The organism is Paraglaciecola sp., from assembly GCF_039942875.1.
Taxonomy (GTDB): domain Bacteria; phylum Pseudomonadota; class Gammaproteobacteria; order Enterobacterales; family Alteromonadaceae; genus Paraglaciecola.
This window is the reverse complement of record NZ_JBDVBQ010000022.1, coordinates 26,039-50,686: the sequence shown is the minus strand read 5'-3', so window position 1 is coordinate 50,686 and position 24,648 is coordinate 26,039. Positions and strand designations below refer to the sequence as shown.

Here is a 24,648-nt window from a genome sequence, read left to right as displayed (position 1 = left end):
ATGGGTACAGGCATAACGTACCAATAACTACACAACAATTTTCCGTCGGTATAGTAAAGTTGTCATATTGTAATTGACTGGTAAGGTAAAGGATAGGTATCAACTTGACTTAACGTCCTGATTTAGAGCATCAATTTCCTTCAGTCTTTCTTCAAGTTTATCAACTTTGGACATTGAGATAACACTAAAAACAAAGCTAGTTATACCCATAGACATACCCATAACCCCAAATATAAATCCTAAATTTTCCATAACCTGTTTCCTTTTAACTGATTTAAGTCTCAACAATAAACTTCAAACTACCTTTAGCAAGTTAATCCTTCAAGCTAAGGAATTTATGAGCGTTTTTCAACGAGTATAGAAAAATTACATAGATACAAAAAATAGTCACTTAGCAAAGGTGAGGCATACAGGGTGTTGTGAGGGTTTGCTTTAACGCCACCCCAGTCCGAAACAATAATTTTAGCGAGTTTTAACTTACCTTCAGTGTTAGATCCATTCCGCTTTTTTACTAAGACACGCATGGCAATAAAATACCCAATCGCAGCTCTATCAACAAGTCATAAATTTCAGGGGCTTCTTATTTTTGAGGTTTAGTTTGATGAAATCAGACGTTGTGTGGATTGTTACTGCAGGTAATACATTTAAATTCTTACTCAATCCTGAATTTCAAACAGCAAGAAGCTCCAATGTTTGTTGGATGCTTTAATAAAAAAAGGAGTGTTAGATGTTTAGGCCGATTGGAGTAAGGCTCTTGCCTTCGCCATCCCTCGTATTCGCTGATGGTCTGTGTGCTGTCTGAATTGTTGTAACATATGCTCAGTGCCAACTGCGGTATGAAAGTGCCGTTCAAACTCTGTGGTGAGAGTTAACCACTGCTCTGAATTAATGCCTATTCGTTCTAGAATGGGGCTGTGATGGCTTTCGATATACCCTGCTTTATTTTCTCGAATACACCTACCTGTGCAATCTACTAATTCACAGTAATCTATTAAACTGTGCGCGATACCTTTTGGCATATCTTGTCTGTGGTTACCTACAAACTTCATGAGTTTCTTTGGTTGTTCGCCTTTGATAAGTGCATGTATTCTATTTTGTATGCTGGTGTGTTTGGAAGTTTCTGGGGTAGCTTCCATCTTGGCTCTAATCGGGTTTAAGTCTACATAGGCCATACATGCTAGTACTGCACTTTCATCTAATAATGCTTGAGATTTGAACCGTCCTTCCCAGAACCTGCCGGTACAGTTATCTTCTTTGTTGGCTTCACGAGCTATATGTTCATTGAGGTTACGCATTAGCCAACTGATGTTGTATAAACGCTTTCTATAAATTTCAGCGGTTTCTTTTAAGGTAAATAACTCACTTTTAGTGAGCTTATCTTCTCTTAAGTACTTTTGACTTAATAGCGTGCCTTGGTACAACCGGTGCCAACGTTCTAATACCTCACCCATAGACAAACTATCCGCTTGCTCTTTGTCAACACACAGCACCACATGAGTGTGGTTGCTCATCACAGCATAGGCGCATATATCGATAGAAAATACAGACCCAAGAAACAACAACCTATCTTCCACCCAGCCACGCCTATGTTCGTAATTTTGACCTGTCACCTTATCCTCACCACACAAAAACGAACGGCGAACACAGCGAGACACACAATGGTAATAAGGAGTATCAATAAGTGAAATTTGAGATTTACGAGACTGGGGCATAACAGACCATCCTTGGTTTCAATGAATACATTAAAGCCTAGAACAAAACTTAAATATTGCTAATTTTTAGAGTGGGTGTCCATAGAAGCATTTTCGAATGTGCCGCTCCATTCTTTACTGGCATTTGACTTTATTTTGCAGCCATCAATAGCAAACATGTTACGGCCGATTAAATCCTCTTCATCGCATATCATCAGTACCTGAGTAAAAAGCGGCTCAATCTGTTCGTGCATCTTGGCCACAAACCCAGCTATAGATGTGTAATGTGGCTGCACATCTCCCGACACACTCATAAAGTGAATATTGGTTTCACAAGCCTTGGCAATACGCCTACTACTGATTAAGCCATGGGCATAACCCAGTAATATAATCTTCAACATCACTGATGGCGAATAAGCCGCAGCACCTGTTTTGTCATTGTTATACCATGCATCAAACCCAGACAAATCGAGCTTATTATCAACGATATAACAAAGCGCATACTCAAATGTGCCAGGCAGTATTTGCTCTGAAAAATTAACGGGGATGAACTTGTTTTGGCAAGATAAGTCAGGCTTGTAGTTGGCCATGAAGTTTTATCTCTAGGGGAATAATATCTATTAGATCACAGCGAACATGTCGGTTCAAGGTCAAAAAACGCACAATGCAAAAGTAATCAGAAATATATTGAAAGTGCTATTTGGGAGAAATTCTACAGCCTCAACGCTCCGTTAACGGGCGAGCGCTTTTTGCGAGTCCTTGCCAGCGTTGTTTGCTGGCGTTTTCGTTAAACGGCTTGTTATGTTCCGTTACTACTTACAGTTTCTAATTTACTTAAAATAGCTGTGAATTGAGGAGCAATTTTAGCCATGAATGCTTTATTGAGTTGTCCGGACTGATTTAGAAACTTTTTACCTGTTGGTGAACTGTAAAATTTAATTAAATCTTCTAGCTCTTGTTTTGAGAATGTTTCACTGTAGCTTTGTTGGAATGCTAATAGCACCTCCTTAGTACTAAGAAAGTTAATTACTTCGTCAATTACAGAGGAATAAATTTCTTTAGTTTCTAATAACTCTTTTTCACTGATATCAGCTGAGTCTAGAAGTGTTTCCATCTGGTCTTTATAGGCAATAGCTTTATTTTCTAAAAGCTTATCCATTTGTAATACTTCAAACAAACGCTTCGCAGTATCACGGTTTTCATCAGAAGCATAAGAGAGTGATGAAAAAAAGATTAAAAATATCCATATGTGCTTCATTATTCCTCCAGGAACATAACGCTTAAGCTAAGCAGAAAGCACGACGCGGGTTGGCCGAAGGCCAGCGAGTGGTTTTCTGATTGAGCTTTTTGTTAGCAGCCGCATGGCGCGCTGCTGTTTGATTTGATTGATGACCTAACAAACTGTGACTACCTTGTTTGAATTGTGTAATTGCATTGTCCTTTGCCTTACCTTGTCAGTATTTGATGATTAATATTGCCAGAACTTACCGGTTACGTGAGCTACTTTTACCGACAGTGATGAGCTAAGAAGATAACCGCCTTTGCACACCACTTTTAGATAGCCAACTTATTCGTTACGTTTCTTGTACTTGTTAGGCAACACAGTATAAATAATTAAAGAAACTATTATTACCAATACTGAGTGGATTACCTCACCCAGAGCATTTAATGAATCTGGCTTACACTCAAATCCAAGAATATTGCAGTATGTATAATCTACAGCGTAGGTCGATAGAATGCCTAGTAAGATAATCGCGATATACGAAAATATTGAATTTAATTTTAGGGTTATGACTAACCCTAGAATAATTAAAGTTGGGATTCCTACAATTAATAGAAAATTCATAGATTACTCCTTGCTCCATGTGCTGCTAACAGTATTAATAGATGGAAAAATTCCGTGTTTAAACACGGAATTTTTCCGCCTTTCCACATAACTCATTTCTACCATACCCTCTAACCCTTTGTACAGGTTAACTTTATTCCCTGTGACTAATTCAGCACATGGGGAAATACGGAATTTTTCCTAGAGCTTGCTGTTATGCGGATTTCTTACTGCATCTGTATAAATACACATGCAGTAAGAATGCTATATGCCTAAATCAATGTTGTTGAATTAGCAGTTGAAGGTCACTGTTAGGCGAGCTGATGGGCTAAAGCCTGAAGGATCCCCACAGGCTCATGAACATTTCGCATCATCCACAAGAGCCTTTATTGCATCAAGTATCATTTGCTCCAAAACATCATAACGCCTATGTTTAATAATCCTTAATCCCAAGTATCCATAGGATAACACCCTTCTATTGGTGATAGTGTTGGCTTGAAAGTGCAGATGGTATCCCTGATTTTCAGCAGCTTTACCAACACAATATAGATAAAATTGTACCATCATTGCCACCAGTAAAATAACTTGTAGTCGTTTCTCACAACGACTTAGACTGCGCGACAACCCCAGTCCGTAATATTCATTTTTGCAATCCCTGAACGATTCTTCGATAGCCATTCTGCGCTTATATAAACTTACTAACTGGTGAGGTGGGTATTGAGTTTCAGGGAGGTTTGAGACTAGGAACCAGGGTTCTTTGGCAGACTTACTATGACGCTTATTAATATTGTCTTTCGTCACCACACCTTTGCGATTTAGATTATGTCGTTGTTGGTTCTTACCTTTGAACAACACCCCACGACAACTATATTGACTTGATTTAGACAAAGCGAAAGGAGGAAGCTCGGTAGCTTTGGATGTTGCCCAGGCATGGCAATGACTTACATAATGCCATTCTTCTTCTGTTTCAAATTTACATTTCACCGTGCCCCGCGTTCTGGCCAGCCAATACCAATTATGTCGTTGCACTTCCTTGAACCAAGGTATTTTAAACCCTGCATCAGTACAGATAATAGGTTCGCAATCAGCCGGTAACAGTTTAGCTAGTGCCGCTAGAAATTTTTTATGGACCGCTGGTTGAGCATGCTGCTCTTCAGGATGAACTTCTTCATACAATGTAATGGCTCGACCTTTAATCGAGATGGCCGCTCTTAACATCACGAAGTCATAGTTGTACACCGTTGACCAATCAACATGGATCAACGGACGTTTCTCAGTAATAAATAATTTCTGAATGATTTGATAATACTGTGGAATAACACCGTGTAGACGAGGGTTGCCTAACAATCTATCAACGCGTTTGATACAGTGTTTCTCAATTACACCATTATCGCTAGCCACATTACGGCCTAATGCCGTTAAAGCTAATGCTGAGCCATTTACAACACTCTTGGCAGCAGTAAAAAGTGATGTGGTAATGCGAGGGTCTAACACGCTTGAATCTAGGGTAAATAAATCTGATAATACTTTCATAGTGCTTGAATTTGGTTATTGTTATTTTGTGGTGAAATAAATAATACCAAATTTCAAGCACTTACTATTCATTGCTGTGGGGATTCCTCAGGCTAAAGCCCAACCTACAAATTACTCATCAACAGTTGGCTTGTTGTATGTTTAAGCATGAAATAAAGAGGCCGCAGTTGATTTAGCAGTTGAAGGTCACCGCTAGGCAAGCCGACGGGCTAAAGCTCAACCTACAATGCCCCAATACTATCGCAGACTAAAATATTACTACTTTTACGTGGGGTGTCTGCTTTAGCTTTTTTACTAACTGCGCCTTATATTCACTAAAAAGGCTTCTACTTCTGCTCGTGAACGTAAGCGAATTAAACGCATATTGCTCGACGATTTTTCTTTAAAAAGATTGCGATATTTAGACTTCGTTTTCCAATAGTTTTTTAGCATCCACCAAATCACTGATTCTGATGAAAAGAAACTACGATAAAAGGATTCTTTATTGCCGGTTCCTGCCCAGATTTCACTTCGGGCATAAGGCCTTTTGATTGAGTGCTGAAGTATTTGCATAAACGTGCGCCAGAAGCCTAAATCTAACCAAATTATAGTGTCAACGACAGACCATTTAACGCTATTAGTTTTAGAATGATTTCCGTCTAAAACAAAACTGGGGTTGCTGATAATTTCTTGAATGGTCATAACAAACTCTGAGGTATCTAGTGGCTGCCAATCTGGCTGCCAAAGTATTGCGTCCATTTCAATGTATGTGATATCTAGTGCCTCAGCGAGTCGTTTACTAAAATGTGACTTCCCGCTTCCAATCGTTCCAACAACCTTAACTTTTCTTATAGTTCAATAAACCACATAAAACAGGCCTTTGGCCAGTGGAGTTGAAATACATTCAAAGCGGTGCGGGATCGCCGCATTAAAACTAGTGAGTTGCTGGGGTTTTATAGACACACGCTTGTTGGCGATATACATCAGCATACTGCCCTGCTCTAACCATATATGCTTAGTCGACCCTGCCACATTGGCTGCAAAAGCTGTTTTACCACTGGTTTTAAAATGAAAGTGGTAAATTTCATTCGAAAAATGCCGAGTTTGGCTATTGAGTAAGTGGCATACAAACGCACTGCCTTGCTTGCTTACCTGCTTGGCGGGGGTGATCTCAGATATACTAATATTCAAGGCGTATTCGGGAGGCTGTACTAAGTCACCCACGCTTATATCCATAGCTTTAGCGAGTTTAGCTAACACCACTATAGTGGGCGTTGTTTGGGCTGATTCTATTTGAGCAATCATCGAGCGGCTCACCCCAGAGCGTTCGGCTAATACTTGCAGGCTTTCTTGTTTAGCGGCCCGATAACTTCTAACAAAATGCCCGATAAAGTCAAAGTTAGGTTCGTTATCAGTTACGTGCTCGTGAATAGGTTGTGACGTCATGATTAGGTTTACGCTCTTAACTTGATTTCCAGTATATTGGATAAAATCTTACATACACTCGAAAACTTATCATTGTAACGTCAGACTTGCTACTCAAAAACGAATAGAGTGAGTGAATAAGATGACAGAACAATCACAAAAAGTAGTAGCGGTAACAGGTGCAAACTCGGGTATTGGGTTAGCTGTAGTAAAACGTTACCTTGCCCTTGGTTATAAAGTCGCAGCGTTTTCTCGCACCACTAAGCAATGCGAGGCGTTAGCTCTGCAATACCCTAATACCTTTATGTTCACAAAAGGCTTAGTTGAAAAGGCGACTGATTTACAGGCGTTTTATCAGCTCATATCCAATAAATGGCAAGGAGTTGATATTGTCATAGCCAATGCTGGGGTTGCCCATGCAGAAGCAATATCAGACGTCACCGAACAAAGCTTTGAAAACACTCTTAACATTAATGTAAAAGGCGTATTTTTTACGGTACAGCAATCTTTGGGTTTGCTAAACCCTAATGCCTCAGTGATCTTAGTTTCGTCAATACAGGCTAATCGTGGCGCAGGTGTGTGGGCAGCTTATGGCGCATCTAAAGCAGCGGTTCGTTCGCTAGCCCGCTCATTTGCAGCAGATTTGGGACCAAAAGGTATTCGAGTAAATTGCTTGTCACCAGGGGTAACGCAAACGCCTATTTTTGACAAATTTGGGATTGATAGAGAGGTACTAGACGAGAGCTTAATTCAAATCAGTGACAACACCCCACTGAAACGCTTAGGAACCGTTGACGATATTAGCAGTGCAATACTTTACTTAAGTTCAGAGCAAGCCTCGTTTATTACAGGGGCAGATTTACAAGTAGACGGTGGTTTAGCGCAAATCTAAAAAATAACCTAGCTAGCTTTAACTTTTAAAGCTAGCCATTGCTGCTTTAAGCCAGCTAAATGTAACAAACCAATGACTAGGCATATAGCCGAACTCCACACCCAAAATTCGGGGCTGCGTCCCATTGGTGAATTCACAAAATAAAAGCCAGCTGCCCCTCTAACAAGATAAACACAGCTAATAGCCACAAGAGCTAAGCGCACCAGCGGTAAGCGCTTAATTAGCCCAGCTCCCGAAAACGCAAACAGTCCCCAAGCAAACAACACACCGTTGATCATTAAGGTGATAATAGTGGGTTGCATCATGCCTTTTGCTGCCATGTTAGCCATATGCTCACCAGCACCAAAAAATCGATACCAAGGCGCGCCATAGTAAATACACCCTAGGTGTAATAGCCCTGCTAAGGCGCTTAAGCATCCTGCTGCTGTAAGGTAGTAGTTCAGATGCTTTCCTTGAGGGCTATGAATCATACTATTTTTGCGACAAGTGACCTTTTAATAATGTAGGCAAGCGAGCAGGTGTAAAAATCTCAATCCAATAACCATCAGGATCTTTAATAAAAGCAATGCCTTTCATGCCGCCATCGTTTGGCTTTTTCTGAAACTCAACACCTAGTGATTCAAATCGTTCACAGGCAGCATCAATATCAGGCACAGAAAAACCTATATGACCAAAGCCCTTAGGCTCAGAGTTTCCATTGTGGTAAACCACTGTGTCATCGTTTTCATCTCCCCAGTTATGGGTTAGCTCTAACATCGCTGGGCGGCCAAACGTTTGCACCATACGTTCGTCATCGTCTGTAGACCACTCACCGCTAGCTTTTGGCGGTACACAGGCTAAAAAGTACAGAGTAAACTTCATGTCTTCAAAATCTAGACGTTTAACTAATGTCATACCTAACACTTGAGTATAAAACGCTAAGGTAGGCTCAGGGTTTTTGATCCTAAACATGGTTTGATTAAATACAAACTCATGGGTAGCCGGGTCGTGCTCTTCACTTAGGCCTTTAGCTTGGTCAAAATGACGGCTCATATGGGTATCCTTTTATGTTTTATTAACGCTAGAGGCGGTTATGGTATCTTAGATAATCACCCCATTAAAAGGTTTTATAGGGTCAAACAACAAAGTAAGCAATTAAGCTTACTTTTTTGATTGTTTATCTTAATGATTAGTGTTTTTTACGTAGCTGATACGTTAATGCAGCAAAGATAAATTGCTTAATCAACTCTTCATCAATGGGGTCGTGGCTATCAAATAATATTCCCCGGTTTTTGTCGTAATCTAAGTCTGGGTAAACCAACCTAAACTCTTCAATTAAACGGGTTTGACAATGTACAAATAAGCCGTATTTTTGCGGGTTAGACTTAAGGGGAGATAGTCTTAAACTTGTACCCGATTTAGGTGTATGGGTTAGGTAGCTTAGCTCCCCCCATTTTAAACACTCGTCAATGGTTCCTATGCTTTCTGATGTATTGGCAATATCAAAAATCCACTGCCGAATAGTTAACAAGGTCTCTTGAGTATTGGGCTGACAACTATCAAATACCGCTTTAATTGTTGGCTCCATCATCAGCACTTGTCCTCTTAGCCCAATTTTTTCGGTAGGTTATAACCGTAAATATCGTCTAGTTTAGACGCAGCCATGGCATCACTTAAACCAAACTTTGATAAACCAGACAACACAGCTAATTTAGCTTGATTGGTGGGCGAGCTCATATGGTATAAGCCAGCGTTTTTACGTGCGCCAAGTTGAATACCCTTAGTGCGGGCTAAGCGTAAATCTTGATATTTTTTTAAAGCGGTGGGTATGGGTAAATCACTCCCTAAATAATGGGCTAACACATAGCTGTCTTCAATAGCCATCGCCGCGCCTTGTGCTAAAAATGGCAACATGGGGTGGCAAGCGTCACCTAATAACGCAACCTGTTTATCAACCCATTGGTTTAACGGTTTTCTATCAAACAAAGCCCATAAAAAACATGACTCGGTAGCATCAAGTACTTCGGTTACCTCTGGATGCCAGCCTTTAAAAGCGTCCTTAAGTTCATTAATATCACCAGGCTCATTCCATGACTCTTGTTGCCAATCGACTCGCTCTTGCACAGCCACAAAATTCACTAAGTCGCCGCCCCGCAAATAATAACTTACAAAGTGTTGCCCAGGCCCCACCCATAAATTAGCCTTTGGCTTAACCAAGTTGTTAGGTAGTTTGTATGCCTCAACTGTGCCCCGCCACGCCACCTGTCCGGTAAACACAGCAGGAGTTTGCCCCAGCATACAAGATTGCACCTTAGACTTAATCCCATCTGCACCAACAAGTAAATCAGCTTGCACTTGAGTAGAATTTTGCAGCTCAACCGACACACCTTTTTCACTCAATTGATAACTAACAACACCACAAGATAAGTAAACGCTTACATTCTCTTTAAGGCATGCTTTGTAAAGAGTAGATTGTAAATCAGCACGATGAATGTGCAGGTAGTCTGCCCCGTATTTTTGCGTGGCCTGCGCCCCAAGAGGCACAGAAAAATAGTGAGCACCTGTTTGGTAATGACGCATCACGGCTGCGCTAGGTTGAAACCCTAATGCTTTAATCTCATCAGCTACATTTAAACTCGCCAATACATGCATGGCATTGGGGCTTAACTGCAACCCCGCCCCTACCTCAGTTAGTTCAGCGCTTTGTTCATAAACAGCAACATCACAACCTTTTTTACTCATGGCTAATGCCGCGCATAGGCCGCCAATTCCTGCCCCTGCTATTACAATTTTTGTGCCCAAAAGGGTTCCTAACGGGTTAGCTTTTCTTACGCCAAATAGTAATATGGTTGTTAGCAGTTTGGCTAGTACGTTTGTCTAATTCAAACTGGCTAACAATGTCAGTTTGCTGTAATAGCTCAAACTGATCTTGCATGATTTCTAACAGATGAGCTTCGCTGCTTAGGTTTTCACCGTTACGTTTTACGCCACCAATCCAGCGCTTTTTGTCGGTTATGTCTTCGTTCCATCCATAGCTGCTGCCTATCACCACGACTCCACCAGCTTTCACTCGTTGGCTTAATTGTTTCAATAACACTTCTGGGTGGTAGCTGTATTCAATGATACGGTGGCAAATAACCAAGTCATAATCAGCAAATTGCGGCTTAAGGTTGTGTCCGTCGCCTTGGGCGAAATTCAGGTTTTCAGGGGCTTGTTCAAAGCCTAGCTCAGCGAGAGTGACTTCGTGAAAGTCAAATATTTCACCTTGGGTCGGCATAGCGTAGCGCAACTGCCCTTGCTCTTTTAAATCTAAACAGTGTTGAATATGCCGTGCGGTAAAATCAATACCATCTACCTGACCTGCCAACTTTGCTAATTCAAATGACAAACGCCCTACACCGCACCCAATATCTAGCACACGGCTGTCAGCTTGAACATACGCTTTGCTAAGGCTCAATAGTTGTTGCAGATCGCTTGTGGAGTCTAAACTAGTGGCCTTAAAATGATGATGCAATAAACGGCTAATATCGGTTTGCATCTCACATTTAGTCACAGCCGTAATAGGGACGTCTTGACTGTTACTTGCTACATAACGAAACCCAGCATGCTGATAAAAATGACGGCGAAACGCATAGCGTGAATCACGGGTCGCTTCGTTTCCGGTAGAGATCCAGCTGCCCCCTTTTATAAGGTTATGTTGACCATCAAAAGTAGGGGTCGAAAAGTCATCGTACAGAGGGTGAACCTTAAAGCCTTCATAGCCATCTATTGGACTTTCTGTCCACTGCCACACATTGCCAATAACATCATAAAACTCAGTTTGCTTAAATTGATCAACAGCACAAGAAGAAGCGTAATGTTCTAAATTTACGTTACCCGGAGCTTTACTCCAATAAGGTAAATCGGTATCAAGTTGGTCTCTGAGTACTTGCCACTCTCCTTCAGTGGGCAAACGTACAAAATCTTTGCTTAGGCTATCTTTCCAATTACAAAAGGCTTTTGCTTCGAGGTAATTAACTTCAACAGGCCAATTGAGCGGTAACGGGATTTCTTCTGTTAGATTACGTTGCCAGTACTTACCGTTCTTTACATCCCAAAATCTGGGCATTGTAGCTTTAGTGAACGCTAACCAACCTTGTCCCTCTTCGGTCCAATACTGTTTATTTTGATAACCACCCGCATTGATAAACTCCATAAATTCTTGGTTAGAAACCAAATACTCAGACGCAGAAAACTTGTCTATAGAAAGAGGCTGTTGACCATATTCATTGTCCCAACCATAGGTTGCATTGGTTTCAGGTTTACCCAGAACAAGGTCTTGAGCTGCCACATCAATTAAGCGGTTATTTGGCGCATCACCGTATTCAGCACAAGACTTCCATAGGTTCGAAGGAGTGAGATAATTCAAGTCGAGCATGCGTATGATCACAGACGATGTTTCTACGTGAATACGTTCATGTTCACACCCCATCAACAACACCCAAGCCAGTGAGTCTTGCTGTATTGGCAAAGCCAAAGGCATAGAATCAATCAGCGCCAAAACGCGCTTTTTAACACTATCTCGGTATTCAGACACAGCGCCTACGCTTGGCCATTCATAATTACCTGGCGACAAATCGTCCCAAGACATTTCGTCTACACCAACCGCGCAAACAGATTCAATTTGTTCGTTTTCGCGGCTTTGAATAAATTGCCCTAAGAGTAGTTTATTGATGTAAAAAACAGCGGTGTGGCCATAATAAAATATTAGTGGATGTCGCAAAGGTTCGGGCCTAAGGTAATAGGCTTCATCTTGATTAATCAATGAAAACAATGACTCGTATACATCCCACGTTTGTTCAAAGTAGGTTCTGATTTCGGCCCGTTTACTTTCAACATTATCACCCGTTAAGAAAGGTGGCTTATCAAGGGTAATTACTTTTTGTTTTAACAAAATGTTATTCCTAATATTTTTATTATCAGCTTAAATATAGCCTATTAAATTTTTATGACCCCAGAGCAATATTGGACCCTTGATATGGCGCTAAAACCATATCTCTAATCCTTTTACCTAGGTTTGTGGCATCTGCGTAAAACATATTTTGACAATATAGGTCTACTTTATTTACCAACCAATTATCATTTTTAAATAAAGACAGAGCACCCAGAACTAAGGTGTCGCCGTGGTCTGTGTCATCTATCGACCTAGGTAGCGCCTTGTCTAAAACGTTCGGGGCAAGTTGCCCTGTTTTCCAACTACTTATACCTTCGAGTACATTTAACAATGCAAATATCACATTTAAATAAGGGTTATATGCTTGGCTCGTTGCCCCTATTCTATGTTCAACCCGAGCTGTTTTTTGCCAATCAGTGGTGTAAGACAGCACCGAGTTGTCTGCCGCAAAAAATAATGGTTCTTGGCCCATAGCTTGGTTGTGCTTGCCTTTTTCTTTGTACAAAGCGATGCTGCCTTGATGCCCGCCAGATAACACCACGGGCGAACTTAATTCAGCATCTAAACCATAGTCTTTTCTTAGAGATAAGCGCTTAAACGCATCTTCTTCGGGTAAAAACAAAATGCAGTTATGGTAGCTATTTTTCAGTAGGTGGTATTGAACCCACTCTCCTAACCCTTGCTGTGCAAATAAATTTTCACCCTTGTCGTTCTCCACACTTACGTTCAATTGTATGGCATTAGGTATATGAACAGACCGCGTGTCTAATGAAAATATTGCACCCGAACCACTTAGATAACGTCCATTATCAGCGCCCCAAGCAACGGGCTGCATCAATACATTTGCTGCGCCGTATTGACGCATAAGTTGAGGCAGTAACTGCATAGCCTTGTCGAGGTTTTGTGCCTCTTTCAAAGGAGATTGACCATTAAAAAGAGAGACATACTCCCATTGGTTTTTCCAATACTCAGTTTTCAGCTCACCATCTATATCAAGCTTTTTTAGCCTGCGATTGATACCAGAATAATCAAGTTGCTTTTGCCATGGAGATAATTCAAACACCCCTTCTAACTCAAAGTGCACCACTGGGTTAAACCCCTGCAGAGCTAAGTTATCGAGCAAATGTTTTATAATGTGTTGCAGCAACATAATGTTAGGCGTTCGACTCTGTGTTTATATTTATTGTTGTCAGTGTACAAAGCTAAAATGAACAGGCAACTACTATCACCTATGTTTGTACTGAGTTTTGCAATATCCTCGTAAAATACCTTTAGGGCGCATACCAAGGTGTTTTGTTTTTCTTCCAGCCATGCGCTTACGCCACACTCTAAATGAAGCGTTTTTCAATTCTGCCCGCATAAAGCGCGTAAGCTGGTTTGGCGTCATCCCAAATAAGTGCTCAATGGCCTCAAAAGGGGTTCTGTCTTCCCACGCCATTTCAATAATACGTGACACCTCAGCTGGGCTGTAACTTTTAAGATTATCAACTTTCATAATCCACCGTTACGCAAGGATGAATTTTCTGGTTCACTAAACCATAAAAAAAATAATGTCTAGATTGATCTTAACAAGTGTAAAAAACGTAACATGACTTCTAATATGAGATAGAGATTTGATTAAAAGGAAGGCTCCCATTAACGCTACGACTTTAGTTTGGTTTAGACAAGACTTGCGGTTGAAAGACAACCCGGCCCTGCATTACGCAGCAGAGCTAGGGTCAGTATTGCCGGTATTTATCCTTGATGAAGATTGTCCTAAACACGCCCAAATAGGAGGGGCTAGCCAGTGGTGGTTACATCAATCTTTGCACGCGCTGAATGCTTCTCTAGATGACAAGCTACATATGCAAAAAGGCCATGCCACAGAGATTTTACTAGGCATCATTAGCACTCATGACATCACACACATTGTGTGGAATCGCTGCTACGAGCCTTGGCAAATCAAGCGTGATAGTCAATTAAAACAACAATTAGTGGAGATGGGTATACAGGTTAAAAGCTTTAACAGCCATTTACTTTGGGAGCCTTGGCAAGTACTTAAAAAAGACGAAACGCCTTATAAAGTATTTACACCTTACTACCGCAAAGGCTGCCTAACCAAAACAGCCCCTCGTATGCCAGTAGCAAAACCTGAAAACCTTACAACTGCATATAAACCCGACCTTGACCATGGCTTAGACTCGTTAGCGCTTATGCCAAGTATTGACTGGTATGACACTATAGCGAAAACATGGTTGCCAGGAGAAGAAGGCGCGGCTAAACGTTTAAGTGAATTTTTACCTGATGGAGCAAAAGACTATAAAAACAACCGAGATTTTCCAAAGCTAGGGGCGACCTCTAAGCTTTCATCTCACTTACATTTTGGTGAAATATCTCCCAATCAGGTTTGGTATGCTGGGATCGACGCACTAAATGGCAACATAGACAATCAAGGGCTCGATTGCTACCTGAGTGAATTAGGTTGGCGTGAGTTTTCTCATTACCTGCTGTATCACTTTCCTCATATTCCTGAGCAAAACTTTAGCCCTAAGTTTGAGCATTTTCCGTGGCGCACTGACAACGAATCGTTACTAGCTTGGCAACGAGGCCAAACAGGCATTCCTATTGTTGATGCGGGCATGCGTGAACTGTGGCAAACCGGCACCATGCACAACAGGGTACGCATGGTGGTGGCTTCATTTTTAGTGAAAAACTTACTCATTCACTGGCGTGAAGGTGAACGCTGGTTTTGGGACTGTTTACTCGATGCCGACCTTGCCGCTAATAGTGCTAGCTGGCAGTGGGTTGCAGGCACAGGTGCTGATGCAGCACCTTACTTCAGAATATTTAACCCTGTAACACAGGGGCAAAAGTTTGATTCTCAAGGAGACTACGTAAAACGTTACTGTCCTGAGTTAAGTAAACTACCTGAGAAATACATTCATACCCCCTGGGATGCGCCGCAAAATATTTTAGATTATGCCAAGGTGAAACTGGGGGCAAACTACCCTCACCCGCTGGTCGATTTAAAAGCCTCAAGGCAAAGAGCGTTAGATGCATTGGCAGATGCTAAGCAGCTAGCTGAACAGGCTAATGCTTAGCTATGGCTTCTTTACGATTAATTCTCGGCGACCAATTAAGTCACTCATTGGCTAGCCTGCAAGACTGCAATCAAGCCGAAGACTGGATATTAATGGCTGAAGTACGCAGTGAAGCCAGCTATGTAAAACATCACAAAAAGAAAATAGCGTTTTTATTTTCTGCTATGCGTCACTTCGCAGCAGAGTTAACAAGCAGCGGCCATCAGGTTTTTTACCGGAAATATGACGACAAAGAGAATAAAGGAAGTCTATTTGACGAAGTGAAGGCATTTTGCGAAAAAGTATCAGACACCGACAAAGCCATTACCGACATTATACTAACTCACCCTGGCGAGTATCGTGTATTGGCTGATATGCAAAGTTGGCAAGACAAACTAGGCATTAATGTGGTGATCCGCCAAGACGATCGCTTTTTAGCAAGCCTAGAAGAATTTGCAAACTGGGCAGAAGGGCGTAAACAGTTACGCATGGAATTTTTCTATCGAGAAATGCGTAAAGCTTGGTATTGCTTGATGGATGGCGATAAACCAGTGGGCAATAAGTGGAACTACGATAGTGCCAATCGCAAAGCCCTGCCAAAGGGAATGTCACCACCACCACCCACCACCTTTGAGCCAGACGACATTACCCAAGAAGTCATTACCCTGGTCAAAGACAATTTCAGTGATCATTTTGGCAAGCTTGAACCGTTTCATTTTGCGGTTACCCGGGCGCAAGCATTACAAGTGCTCTCGGTATTTGTTGCAGAACGCCTAGATAATTTTGGAGACTACCAAGACGCCATGGTGCAAGGCGAACCCTGGATGTACCACTCACATATCAGTTTTTACCTAAACTGCGGGCTGCTCACCCCAAAAGAAGTTATCGAGCAAGCAGAGAATGCTTATCGTCAAGGTCATGCTCCGTTAAACGCAGTAGAAGGCTTTATTCGCCAAGTATTAGGCTGGCGCGAATATGTCCGAGGCTTGTACTGGTTCAAAATGCCTGGTTATCAAAATGAGAACTTTTTAAACGCCAAACGCTCACTACCCCGCTATTTTTGGGATGCAAAAACCAACATGAATTGCTTGTCTCAGTGCATAACTGAAACCTCTGACAATGCTTATGCCCATCATATTCAAAGGTTGATGGTACTGGGTAATTTCTCATTGTTAGCAGGCTTGCATCCAGATGAGGTCAATGAGTGGTATTTAATTGTATATGCCGATGCTTACGAATGGGTCGAAATGCCCAATGTCACAGGCATGATATTATTCGCTGACGGAGGCTTATTAGCGAGTAAACCTTATGCAGCAAGCGGAAGCTATATCAATAAGATGTCTAATTACTGCCAACACTGCCATTACAACGTAAAAGAAAAACTAGGGGCGCAAGCCTGTCCTTTCAATTATTTGTACTGGGATTTTTTAGACAGAAACAAAGAAAAGCTGGGTAATAATCCCAGACTTGGCATGCCATACCGAACCCTCAACAAAATGACAGACGAAAAACGCTTAGCCATTAGCCGAGATAGTCAGATTTTCTTTAAGGCCATAGAAAACAATGAAGAAGTCTGAACTCCCAAGTAAGGTCTGCACAGTGTGCGAGCGACCTTTTAATTGGCGTAAAAAATGGCAACGAGACTGGGAGCAAGTGAAATACTGCTCTAAGCGCTGCGCTTCAACAAAAACAAAATCCTGTATCTAGTTCTAAGTCTTAAAGTAACCGTTATAAAAAAGCCCAGCTTATTTTAAGTAAGCTGGGCTTTCTACTTTATTGTCTAGGGTGAACTAGCCAAGTTTTGAAGCAACCGGTTCCACTGCACTTGCGACTTCATTACTCGGCTTTGGGGGATAAATACCTCTCGCTAACGGTTGCAAGGGCATGTCTACCCAAGCTTCATCAGGTAACATAGGGACAACAGCAAGCTTACGCTCCATCTGCAAGTTTTTCATACTGCGATTAACATTACGGATAGCGCTATTGGGCTGACACTCTGTATCTAGTAAGAATATCCCTTTACGCTTACACAACAGGCCAAACTTGACGCTACTTGATAACCTAATTATAGGCGCAGCTAACACCAAGCCAGAAAATACCGGTAACAACCACAAGAATAAGGTGGGAGTGTAGTAAGCTGTAACCCCGCCCCATATCAGCCCTATGGTAGTCAAAAGGTAACTGAATTTTAATGCCTGTGACCAGGGTAGCATACGCCCTTCTCTAACTTGAGCTTCCCACTTAACACTTTTACCTGCCAATACATTAAGTACAAAATAGCTATGGAACATCATCATGACTGGCGCTAATAGCACCGCAAATAAAAACTCAACGACAGAGCTTTTTAAGAAGTTAAGACCCCCACCAAACTCTTTGCGTCGCTGCAATAACGTGATCACTATGCCTAACACCTTGGGTAAAAACAGTAATGCGATAGTGACCCACAACGTTGTGATCATCACATTCTTTTTGGTGATCAACCAAGTGGGAAACAACTGATAGGTGCTAGTGAAATAAACGGGTGTAGTAAACGCTTGAATTAAGGCATCCGTGGTACCTGCCAATAACGACAACAGCAGAAGAATAGAACTGGCATAAGCAAAGGCACCAAAAGTGAAGTGCATTCTGTTTGCTAGATGTAGCCCTTTACTGGTCACAATCCCTAAATGTTGCATATTACCTTGCACCCAACGTCTGTCTCGGGTGGCGTAATCTATGATATTACTCGGTACTTCTTCGTAACTACCAGCAGAATCAGTTAGCAAAAACACTTGCCAACCAGCTCGGCGCAATAACGCTGCTTCAACAAAGTCGTGACTTAAAATTTCTCCACCAAAAGGTTGCTTACCTTTTAGCGCAGGGAGTCCACAAGTATCGATAAAAGCTTTGACTCGAATAACGGCGTTGTGTCCCCAATAATTGGCACAATCACCTTGCCAGAATGACAAACCCGTTGCCAACATAGGGCTATATACTTGCGCGGCAAATTGAACAAATCGTCCAAAGAATGTGCTTTGTCTTGCCGGCATAGGTATGGTTTGAATCAACCCTGTATTTGGATTGGTTTCCATACGCTGGGCTAACTCAAGCATTTTTTCACCGGTCATAATACTGTCTGCATCCAGCACTATCATACTTTCATATTGGTGCCCCCAGCGCTGACAGAAATCTTTGATATTCCCAACTTTACGGCCAACATTTTTTTTACGGTTACGATAAAAACAGCGCCTAGCCACATCATTTGGTAAACGTTTTAACAAACTTTCCCAAGACCTAAGCTCAGCAGATAGTAAGGTTTGATCTTGGGTATCGCTGAGCATGTAAAAATCAAACTGCTTAGCACTGTGTGTGGTTAGCATAGTGAGTACTGTGGCTTCAAAACCAGCCATGATCCGCTGAGTTTCTTCATTGTATACTGGCATGACGATAGCGTGGAGTTTCTGAAGTGGCTCCGAGCTTACCGGAGCATGTTGTTCAGCTTGAAACGTTAATGGGTCTCGCTTGAACAACTTAAGAAAGAAACCAATAATTGATGTCCAAAAGGCCATGGTTAACCACAAAAAGAGCACTGAAGTTAAGCCTAGCTGGACCCATTCTAAAGGTCTGAACTCATTGGGCTGAAAGATGATATACACCTGTGACATAGCCCAATAAGCGGTTGGCAATACCAACAATGCCATGATTAACAAACGGATTTTTCGGGCTCTAACCTTCAAAACAAAGTTATTTTTCATAAACATAGGTCCATACCTCACTAATAGGTTTTCCCTTGTGGGTAACTAAAAGTCGCATATCATTTACACTGCGTTCACTCTCTGGAGTAAACAAAAAGGTGGCTCTTATTTCATGGTCGAAATTAGTTTTAAACACCCTCACTTGGCTAACGTTACCATTTGTCGCTGAGATATCAGCAGCCAAATCTTCTGGGTTGATGACCGCACCATCTGGCACGGTGAAATCTACAATAAAGCGGCGTGTCAGATTATCTTCATCCACTTCTTCACCGGGTAATCTGTCAGAGCCTTGTAAGGTGCGGATCACCTTCGATTTATCGTATGCATAAGCGTCTGCACTCACTGTTTTCAGTTCGTAATGCACATGAATACTGTCACCTTGTTTAATGGGTTTATCATTCACCCAATAAGCCACTATATTGTCATGGGTCTCTGAATTAGTAGGGATTTCAACTAACTCTAAACGGCCCTGATTAAAGCCTTTGTATGGGGTAACCCAAAACCCTGGACGTTGATGGTAGTGTGCTTCGCTATCAACATAATGTTCGTATTGGATATCTCGTTGTAATAAGCCAAACCCTTTCGGAGCTTTGTCACCCAAAGATGTAATACGTAACCGGTTAGGATTATCTAAAGGTCTCCATAGACGTTCGTTATTAGAGGTAATTAACATCATGCCATCACTGTCATGAACTTCTGGGCGGTAGTCATCAGGTTTTGTTAATGAGTTTTCACCATACAAAAACATACTAGTAAAAGGCGCTAAACCCACTTTGTCTATGTCTTCTCTGGCGAATAACCACGCTTTAACATCGGTTACCGTGTCGCCCGAGCTCTCAGACCCCATAGTAAATTTATAAGTACCCGTCATTGATGGGCTGTCCATTTTGGCGTAAACATTAAGTTGTTTACCGTTAGCGGGTTCGATTAACCAAAAGTCGGTAAAGTAAGGAAACTCCTCGCCTTCTGGCATGCCTGTATCAATCGCTATACCTCTAGCTGATAAACCGTATTTTTGATTTTTGCCAATTAATCTGAAATAGGTAGCCCCTAAAAAAGCAATCAGCTCGTCTTTGTATGTCTCACTATTTAACGGGTAATGGACTCTAAAACCAGCAAAGCCTACATCTTCGTTAATTTCATCAGCCAAAAACTCAGCAGGCGGATCGTATCGAAAATACTCAGTGTTGAAAGGCAGGCCCGTGACACGATTTTTATAATCAATCATGTGAATATTGACAGGATGCTTGTATAAAAAACCTGAATGAAATAACTGCACTTCAAAAGGGTAAACCCCTCTCCAGATACTTTCTTTCGGCTCAAACCTTATGGCTCTGTACTGCTGATAATCTATACCGTTTAGCGCTTCGTTCTCAATTGCTGGCGTTGGCTCAAAATCTATTTCAGCCTCTGCTTTTGCTTGTAGCACTAGCTTGCGAAGAAATGGACTACTTTCGCTTGGTAACTCATCCTGCTGTATATTTTGTGACGCAACTTCCCATGAGCTCAATGATATCAATGCAAAAAAAACACTTTTTAGATACAAGCTACTTTCCTTATCTTTAGGCTAACTAGACTTAATAAGTTACCAAAGCAGTTATTACGCCATATTTCAAAAACATCCGTTTTAATTGCTCATTTCGAGCTATTCCGACCCATTTAAGACTGAGATTGCAGGTTAAAAAGGAGTGATGTATTCATCTGATAAACCTTAGCCTAGTAACATAGTTCGAACTTTATCCTCCATGTATTAAAAAAGAGACATTAACTTTCTATTTAAGGCGCATGATGAATCATCATCGTTATATTCAATCAAATACACCTAGCATACTGAATATATTTTAAAGGCGCTGTATGTATCTGTTTTTAATCATGTCACAAGGTTAGTCGTTACAAATGTCACGCTGTAGAACAAAGAAATATAAAGTTTAGGATTTGATTGACGAGTAAATTTCACACCCAAAATTGATTGCGACCATTGACTTTTGCTTTGTATAGGTTGCTATCAGCTTCTTCTAACAGCCACATTGGGTCAATGTTAGCGTCCTCAAAAGAATTAGGTTCACAGCTACCGATACCAATACTTACACTCAAATACTCATTCTCATCATATTGATTAGGTATGTGTAAAGCTTGTAACTCTCGCAATACAGCTTTAGCTACCTTTTGGGCCCCTTTACGGTCTGTATTAGGTAATAAAATAGTAAACTCTTCGCCACCAAACCTAGCCCCAAAATCGGAGTCTCTAGCCGCGACATTTTTAATAACTTTAGCGACTTTCTTCAAACACTCGTCACCTTCAATATGACCAAAAGTATCATTAAAATGTTTAAAGTGGTCTACATCTATCATTAAAGCGGATAAAGATGAGTTGGTTCTTTTCATTCTGTACCACTCACTGTTTAATCTGGTATTCAGCTGCATTTTATTGGCCAAACCTGTCAAACCGTCAGTACAAGAAATCAATTCTAGCTCTTTAATGTTTTTCATCAGTTTCATGTAGTTAGTTATTTTTGCGTTTAGCAAAAAAGTATTGACGGGATTAACCATGCAATCTAATGCTCCCAACTCCAATGCAATAAGCTGCGCATTAATAGAGTTAGTTTCAGTTAACACAATAACTGGGATAAAATTTAACATTGAGTTAGAGCGAATTTTCCTAAGAGTTTCTACCCACAACTCTTTACTGTCTCCAACGTAAAGTATGATCATATCGACGTCTACATCGCTACACGTTTGAAAAACATCACTAGTATGAGAAGTAGTAATCACATCGAAGGTCTGAGTAAATGATAATGACAAACATTCTAGTGCTCTACCTGTGCCGACAAACATTAACCTTTGATTTGGCTCAGTAAAAACTCGGCCAAGGTATTCTGTCTCGGCGGTCTGTAAAATATTGTTACTGGATGCAAACATAGTAAGCGGTTCCTAAAAATTAAGTTTTATTTGGGTGAACCAATTAAAATCACTTATTAAGAGACAATCTGGCGCGTCATGCTCCTTTAGAGTCATTGAGTCAATAAAGCTTGATACTGTTACTAAGAGTTTTTGCATAATGGAAGGTTCCTGCTTCACAAAAAAATCACACTTTAAAAGTGCTGGGATCTATTCGATCATAATGAATTTTTAACAACTCACTTTTCAAGTTCAATAGTGTTTATAACTTTAGAGACGTCTTTCGTATTCTCTACAACTGCTATTACTTGGTGGTGTTCTGAGTCTAACTTTAAGATATTCAACAAGGGAGCCACGCTACCTTCACATCATTAATGGGTATCACTAAATCCTCACCTTCTATTTTTCCCTGAAAGCAGTGCTCATAGCATTGAAAAAGGTAAGGAATGCAGCCTAATGCTAATAACATGCCAGAACATAATGCATTGATTTATATTGGGTTTTACTACAGCTTTGAAATTTCAGTAAAAAAACATAAAAAGATGTAACTATTTACACACAGTGCATAACCATTTCGCAGCTACAAATAAACTGAGTAACTTGGTTTTATAGCAATGTTCGGGTTTCTTAGTATAGGCGATACGTTAGAAGCGATGTATCGCTTCAATAGACATTTAGATCAAGAAAAACGGTCTGGATGAAGAAACCAAGTAGGTTGTAAGACCCGGTATGTTGAAAATTAAGACGTAACCAAAGAAAGGTTCATGGTACTGCAAGATGGACTACGCCATCGCATTGCAGAACAACAAGGCATGCGCATGTATGTCCTGTCTTTAGTCACTGCTATATTTTTACCTTTGTCATTCTTAACCGGAATATTCGGAATGAATATAGCAGGGTTACCAGGTACAGAAGATCCAGAAGCATTTACTTATCTAGCTATTAGTATGCTGGTATTAGCTATGATTTTACTCTTAGCCATGCTCTGGAAAAAGTGGTTTTAACACTATCACTAACATGCCTACAACCAATTGGTTAGCTTAAACCCTATACCTAATCGCTGAGTGTGGTAATTGTAATAAATTAAGCTTTCACCGTACCCATTGAAATACTCAACATAGCCTTGGATTTTATCATTTATAGGAAATGACCAACCCAACTGTATTGCACCTTTGTTATCACTACGTAAGTTATTGCGAAGCATAAACTCCAGTGAATGTTTATCAGAAATGCTCCACAGGCCTCCTAACTCACCATAACCCAGATACTTATCAATATCGGGGTTATCATCGCCACTTGCATCAAGAGGTGATGTTTTTTCATCTTCAGGAATACGATACCACGTCCTAAAGCCCCAAATCACTTTCTCAGTCGCTGCAAAGGTAAACCCTAAAATAATTCGATTCCAACTACGAGACAATGAACCCGTTTGCCCATTTGATTGATGATTAAATGACAAGCTTGTTTGCTCTACAGGTAACCCCAATAGCGACCAAGAATGATGGTAATCAAGTATCAGTTCAGGCTCATAATTGGTTTCTCTAAAGGGAGCGGAAATCGCTCCGTTGTATGCCTGCCACCAGCTAGTTGCTGTAAATGCTATTTGTAAATCTAAGTCGTTAAATAGTACATCTTGTGCCGCTAGGTATTTCATTGACACTTGAAACTTAATTTCTACATCGTCTAACTCAGAGTCCACCGGTAAGTCTACATAAGGCTCTTGATTGATGCTGGTTAAACTTGCAGGCAATACGAAATTAGGTTTATGAGGAAGGATTGCAAAAGGATTCTCTGAAGCTTGCTGCTCTAAGTTAATTCTCTTTTTTACTAACGTTTGCTTTGTATAAGCGCACTTTTTGCGTATGTCTGCAACGGTTTGCTCTGACTTGGCATTCTTGAACGCTTTTAACACACATTTATGTATTGCAGCGGTTTCTTCTTCAGAGGGTTGTTCTGATTGGGCCCAACTAATATTAGAGAGTCCAATCGAACATATTAACAACAAACTTTTGCCTAACTTCACTTGTATATTCCAAATTTCAACAACACAAATGTAGCCCCACAACTTAGGTTGTAGTGATTAGACACAAGTCCCTGTTTCTTCTGTGGTTAGCTCTTTTATTAACTCTTGGCTGCCGTCAGTAAAAACTTGAATAAGGTTTGTGCCTTTAAGGCCACATAAATTGTTCCATTCTACAACAACTCTGTATCCGTCTTCATTCTTTTCATAGCTTTTTGCTACTGAACTATCGACAGACACTAAATGATATAACTCAGCTTCTGTATCTATGTCTCCAAAAAAATCGACTAAGTCAGTCATAGACTCAATCACAAAACTTGAGTCATTTAGTAGTGCCACTCCATAAATAGGGCAATATTCAGGTAAACATTGTGCGTCGTAGCCATTGTTGGTATCTGCGGTATCTAAGAGCGTGACCTGCTCCGTGCTTAAATCAGTATAAATCTCAGCATCAAATTGAATCAGTACTTCATCAGCCTGTTCGTCTTGACCGTATAGATTACCGCGGCGCTTTTCCCAGTAGATATAACTATCACTTAAGTTAAAATCGGTTAGTTGATATTCATCTGCAAAAGCTTGCTTGGGTAAGTCTTCAGAGTCACTACAGCTTAGACATAACAAAGATAAAATGGTGAGGGCTAAATACAGTTTCATTGATCTTCCATATAAATGAGAATATT

At 40.9% G+C, this 24,648-nt stretch carries 23 protein-coding genes and 1 pseudogene; 5 read left to right on the top strand and 19 right to left on the bottom strand.

What is annotated here, in order from left to right; translation table 11 throughout:
* Positions 1–99: 99 nt before the first annotated feature.
* The 7 genes from ABJE44_RS05595 to ABJE44_RS05565 form a co-directional block, all read right to left on the bottom strand.
* A complete protein-coding gene (locus ABJE44_RS05595) occupies positions 100–252 on the bottom strand; it encodes a hypothetical protein (RefSeq protein WP_348113265.1) in 153 nt (50 codons plus the stop codon).
* 479 nt (positions 253–731) lie between these two features.
* The gene (locus ABJE44_RS05590; RefSeq protein ID WP_348113266.1) at positions 732–1,712 is read right to left on the bottom strand and encodes a transposase; all 981 of its coding nucleotides are present in this window, start codon (positions 1,710–1,712) and stop codon (positions 732–734) included.
* Positions 1,713–1,771: 59 nt separating this feature from the next.
* Positions 1,772–2,281 (bottom strand): transposase, encoded by a 510-nt coding sequence (locus ABJE44_RS05585; RefSeq protein ID WP_348113267.1) that lies wholly within the window; start codon positions 2,279–2,281, stop codon positions 1,772–1,774.
* A gap of 209 nt (positions 2,282–2,490) precedes the next feature.
* Positions 2,491–2,949, bottom strand: a complete 459-nt coding sequence (locus ABJE44_RS05580) for a DUF2059 domain-containing protein (protein WP_348113268.1) — start codon at positions 2,947–2,949, stop codon at positions 2,491–2,493.
* Between the two features lie 921 nt (positions 2,950–3,870).
* Positions 3,871–5,049, bottom strand: coding sequence for an IS4 family transposase (locus ABJE44_RS05575; protein WP_348113269.1), 1,179 nt, complete (start codon positions 5,047–5,049; stop codon positions 3,871–3,873).
* Positions 5,050–5,343: 294 nt separating this feature from the next.
* Positions 5,344–5,787, bottom strand: a complete 444-nt coding sequence (locus ABJE44_RS05570; RefSeq protein ID WP_348113270.1) for an adenylate kinase — start codon at positions 5,785–5,787, stop codon at positions 5,344–5,346.
* Positions 5,788–5,883: 96 nt separating this feature from the next.
* The gene (locus ABJE44_RS05565) at positions 5,884–6,474 is read right to left on the bottom strand and encodes a helix-turn-helix transcriptional regulator (protein WP_348113271.1); all 591 of its coding nucleotides are present in this window, start codon (positions 6,472–6,474) and stop codon (positions 5,884–5,886) included.
* Between the two features lie 121 nt (positions 6,475–6,595).
* Here ABJE44_RS05565 and ABJE44_RS05560 point away from each other — a divergent pair, with 121 nt between their 5' ends.
* Positions 6,596–7,345, top strand: a complete 750-nt coding sequence (locus tag ABJE44_RS05560) for an SDR family oxidoreductase (RefSeq protein WP_348113272.1) — start codon at positions 6,596–6,598, stop codon at positions 7,343–7,345.
* A gap of 8 nt (positions 7,346–7,353) precedes the next feature.
* Here the strand turns inward: ABJE44_RS05560 and ABJE44_RS05555 are convergent, their stop codons facing one another.
* The 7 genes from ABJE44_RS05555 to ABJE44_RS05525 all read right to left on the bottom strand — a co-directional run bounded on the left by ABJE44_RS05555 (position 7,354) and on the right by ABJE44_RS05525 (position 13,752).
* On the bottom strand, positions 7,354–7,788 hold the full coding sequence (locus ABJE44_RS05555; RefSeq protein WP_348113331.1) for a hypothetical protein: 435 nt from the start codon (positions 7,786–7,788) through the stop codon (positions 7,354–7,356).
* Positions 7,789–7,816: 28 nt separating this feature from the next.
* Complete coding sequence (gene gloA / locus ABJE44_RS05550) at positions 7,817–8,377, bottom strand: lactoylglutathione lyase (RefSeq protein ID WP_348113273.1); 561 nt, start codon at positions 8,375–8,377, stop codon at positions 7,817–7,819.
* Between the two features lie 136 nt (positions 8,378–8,513).
* A complete protein-coding gene (locus tag ABJE44_RS05545) occupies positions 8,514–8,915 on the bottom strand; it encodes a DUF1801 domain-containing protein (protein WP_348113274.1) in 402 nt (133 codons plus the stop codon).
* 14 nt (positions 8,916–8,929) lie between these two features.
* Positions 8,930–10,126, bottom strand: a complete 1,197-nt coding sequence (locus tag ABJE44_RS05540) for an FAD-dependent monooxygenase (protein ID WP_348113275.1) — start codon at positions 10,124–10,126, stop codon at positions 8,930–8,932.
* A 16-nt stretch (positions 10,127–10,142) separates the two neighbouring features.
* Complete coding sequence (gene ovoA, locus ABJE44_RS05535) at positions 10,143–12,257, bottom strand: 5-histidylcysteine sulfoxide synthase (RefSeq protein WP_348113276.1); 2,115 nt, start codon at positions 12,255–12,257, stop codon at positions 10,143–10,145.
* Positions 12,258–12,309: 52 nt separating this feature from the next.
* The gene (locus tag ABJE44_RS05530) at positions 12,310–13,407 is read right to left on the bottom strand and encodes a hypothetical protein (RefSeq protein WP_348113277.1); all 1,098 of its coding nucleotides are present in this window, start codon (positions 13,405–13,407) and stop codon (positions 12,310–12,312) included.
* A 75-nt stretch (positions 13,408–13,482) separates the two neighbouring features.
* On the bottom strand, positions 13,483–13,752 hold the full coding sequence (locus ABJE44_RS05525) for a TIGR03643 family protein (protein WP_348113278.1): 270 nt from the start codon (positions 13,750–13,752) through the stop codon (positions 13,483–13,485).
* A 118-nt stretch (positions 13,753–13,870) separates the two neighbouring features.
* Here ABJE44_RS05525 and ABJE44_RS05520 point away from each other — a divergent pair, with 118 nt between their 5' ends.
* The 3 genes from ABJE44_RS05520 to ABJE44_RS05510 are packed head-to-tail and all read left to right on the top strand — an operon-like array spanning position 13,871 to position 17,023.
* On the top strand, positions 13,871–15,337 hold the full coding sequence (locus ABJE44_RS05520; RefSeq protein WP_348113279.1) for a deoxyribodipyrimidine photo-lyase: 1,467 nt from the start codon (positions 13,871–13,873) through the stop codon (positions 15,335–15,337).
* A gap of 2 nt (positions 15,338–15,339) precedes the next feature.
* Positions 15,340–16,893 (top strand): cryptochrome/photolyase family protein, encoded by a 1,554-nt coding sequence (locus tag ABJE44_RS05515; protein ID WP_348113280.1) that lies wholly within the window; start codon positions 15,340–15,342, stop codon positions 16,891–16,893.
* Positions 16,880–17,023, top strand: coding sequence for a DUF2256 domain-containing protein (locus tag ABJE44_RS05510; protein WP_348113281.1), 144 nt, complete (start codon positions 16,880–16,882; stop codon positions 17,021–17,023). Before ABJE44_RS05515 ends, ABJE44_RS05510 begins: the two co-directional genes overlap by 14 nt.
* A gap of 83 nt (positions 17,024–17,106) precedes the next feature.
* Here ABJE44_RS05510 and mdoH read toward each other — a convergent pair whose 3' ends face one another.
* From mdoH to ABJE44_RS05495, 3 genes are all read right to left on the bottom strand, one after another.
* Positions 17,107–19,050, bottom strand: coding sequence for a glucans biosynthesis glucosyltransferase MdoH (gene mdoH, locus ABJE44_RS05505; protein WP_348113282.1), 1,944 nt, complete (start codon positions 19,048–19,050; stop codon positions 17,107–17,109).
* Positions 19,040–20,596 carry a glucan biosynthesis protein G gene (locus ABJE44_RS05500; protein ID WP_348113283.1) on the bottom strand — a complete coding sequence of 519 codons (1,557 nt, stop codon included), beginning with the start codon at positions 20,594–20,596 and terminating at the stop codon, positions 19,040–19,042. Before ABJE44_RS05500 ends, mdoH begins: the two co-directional genes overlap by 11 nt.
* A 407-nt stretch (positions 20,597–21,003) precedes the next feature.
* Complete coding sequence (locus ABJE44_RS05495) at positions 21,004–21,969, bottom strand: diguanylate cyclase (protein ID WP_348113284.1); 966 nt, start codon at positions 21,967–21,969, stop codon at positions 21,004–21,006.
* Between the two features lie 737 nt (positions 21,970–22,706).
* Between ABJE44_RS05495 and ABJE44_RS05490 the strand changes: the two are divergent.
* Positions 22,707–22,952: pseudogene (locus tag ABJE44_RS05490) on the top strand (CorA family divalent cation transporter); the annotation flags it as partial.
* A gap of 17 nt (positions 22,953–22,969) precedes the next feature.
* Here the strand turns inward: ABJE44_RS05490 and ABJE44_RS05485 are convergent.
* On the bottom strand, positions 22,970–23,971 hold the full coding sequence (locus tag ABJE44_RS05485; RefSeq protein ID WP_348113285.1) for a phospholipase A: 1,002 nt from the start codon (positions 23,969–23,971) through the stop codon (positions 22,970–22,972).
* Positions 23,972–24,028: 57 nt separating this feature from the next.
* Positions 24,029–24,622, bottom strand: a complete 594-nt coding sequence (locus ABJE44_RS05480) for a hypothetical protein (protein WP_348113286.1) — start codon at positions 24,620–24,622, stop codon at positions 24,029–24,031.
* Positions 24,623–24,648: the final 26 nt, after the last annotated feature.

Bases quoted from the DNA above. Each gene is read 5' to 3' on its own strand.
- ABJE44_RS05510 (WP_348113281.1), top strand. From the start codon at position 16,880: ATGAAGAAGTCTGAACTCCCAAGTAAGGTCTGCACAGTGTGCGAGCGA.
- ABJE44_RS05480 (WP_348113286.1), bottom strand. From the start codon at position 24,622: ATGAAACTGTATTTAGCCCTCACCATTTTATCTTTGTTATGTCTAAGC.
- ABJE44_RS05560 (WP_348113272.1), top strand. From the start codon at position 6,596: ATGACAGAACAATCACAAAAAGTAGTAGCGGTAACAGGTGCAAACTCG.
- mdoH (WP_348113282.1), bottom strand. From the start codon at position 19,050: ATGAAAAATAACTTTGTTTTGAAGGTTAGAGCCCGAAAAATCCGTTTG.
- ABJE44_RS05495 (WP_348113284.1), bottom strand. From the start codon at position 21,969: ATGTTTGCATCCAGTAACAATATTTTACAGACCGCCGAGACAGAATAC.
- ABJE44_RS05570 (WP_348113270.1), bottom strand. From the start codon at position 5,787: ATGGACGCAATACTTTGGCAGCCAGATTGGCAGCCACTAGATACCTCA.
- gloA (WP_348113273.1), bottom strand. From the start codon at position 8,377: ATGAGCCGTCATTTTGACCAAGCTAAAGGCCTAAGTGAAGAGCACGAC.
- ABJE44_RS05585 (WP_348113267.1), bottom strand. From the start codon at position 2,281: ATGGCCAACTACAAGCCTGACTTATCTTGCCAAAACAAGTTCATCCCC.
- ABJE44_RS05545 (WP_348113274.1), bottom strand. From the start codon at position 8,915: ATGATGGAGCCAACAATTAAAGCGGTATTTGATAGTTGTCAGCCCAAT.
- ABJE44_RS05595 (WP_348113265.1), bottom strand. From the start codon at position 252: ATGGAAAATTTAGGATTTATATTTGGGGTTATGGGTATGTCTATGGGT.
- ABJE44_RS05590 (WP_348113266.1), bottom strand. From the start codon at position 1,712: ATGCCCCAGTCTCGTAAATCTCAAATTTCACTTATTGATACTCCTTAT.
- ABJE44_RS05580 (WP_348113268.1), bottom strand. From the start codon at position 2,949: ATGAAGCACATATGGATATTTTTAATCTTTTTTTCATCACTCTCTTAT.
- ABJE44_RS05515 (WP_348113280.1), top strand. From the start codon at position 15,340: ATGGCTTCTTTACGATTAATTCTCGGCGACCAATTAAGTCACTCATTG.
- ABJE44_RS05525 (WP_348113278.1), bottom strand. From the start codon at position 13,752: ATGAAAGTTGATAATCTTAAAAGTTACAGCCCAGCTGAGGTGTCACGT.
- ABJE44_RS05575 (WP_348113269.1), bottom strand. From the start codon at position 5,049: ATGAAAGTATTATCAGATTTATTTACCCTAGATTCAAGCGTGTTAGAC.
- ABJE44_RS05530 (WP_348113277.1), bottom strand. From the start codon at position 13,407: ATGTTGCTGCAACACATTATAAAACATTTGCTCGATAACTTAGCTCTG.
- ABJE44_RS05565 (WP_348113271.1), bottom strand. From the start codon at position 6,474: ATGACGTCACAACCTATTCACGAGCACGTAACTGATAACGAACCTAAC.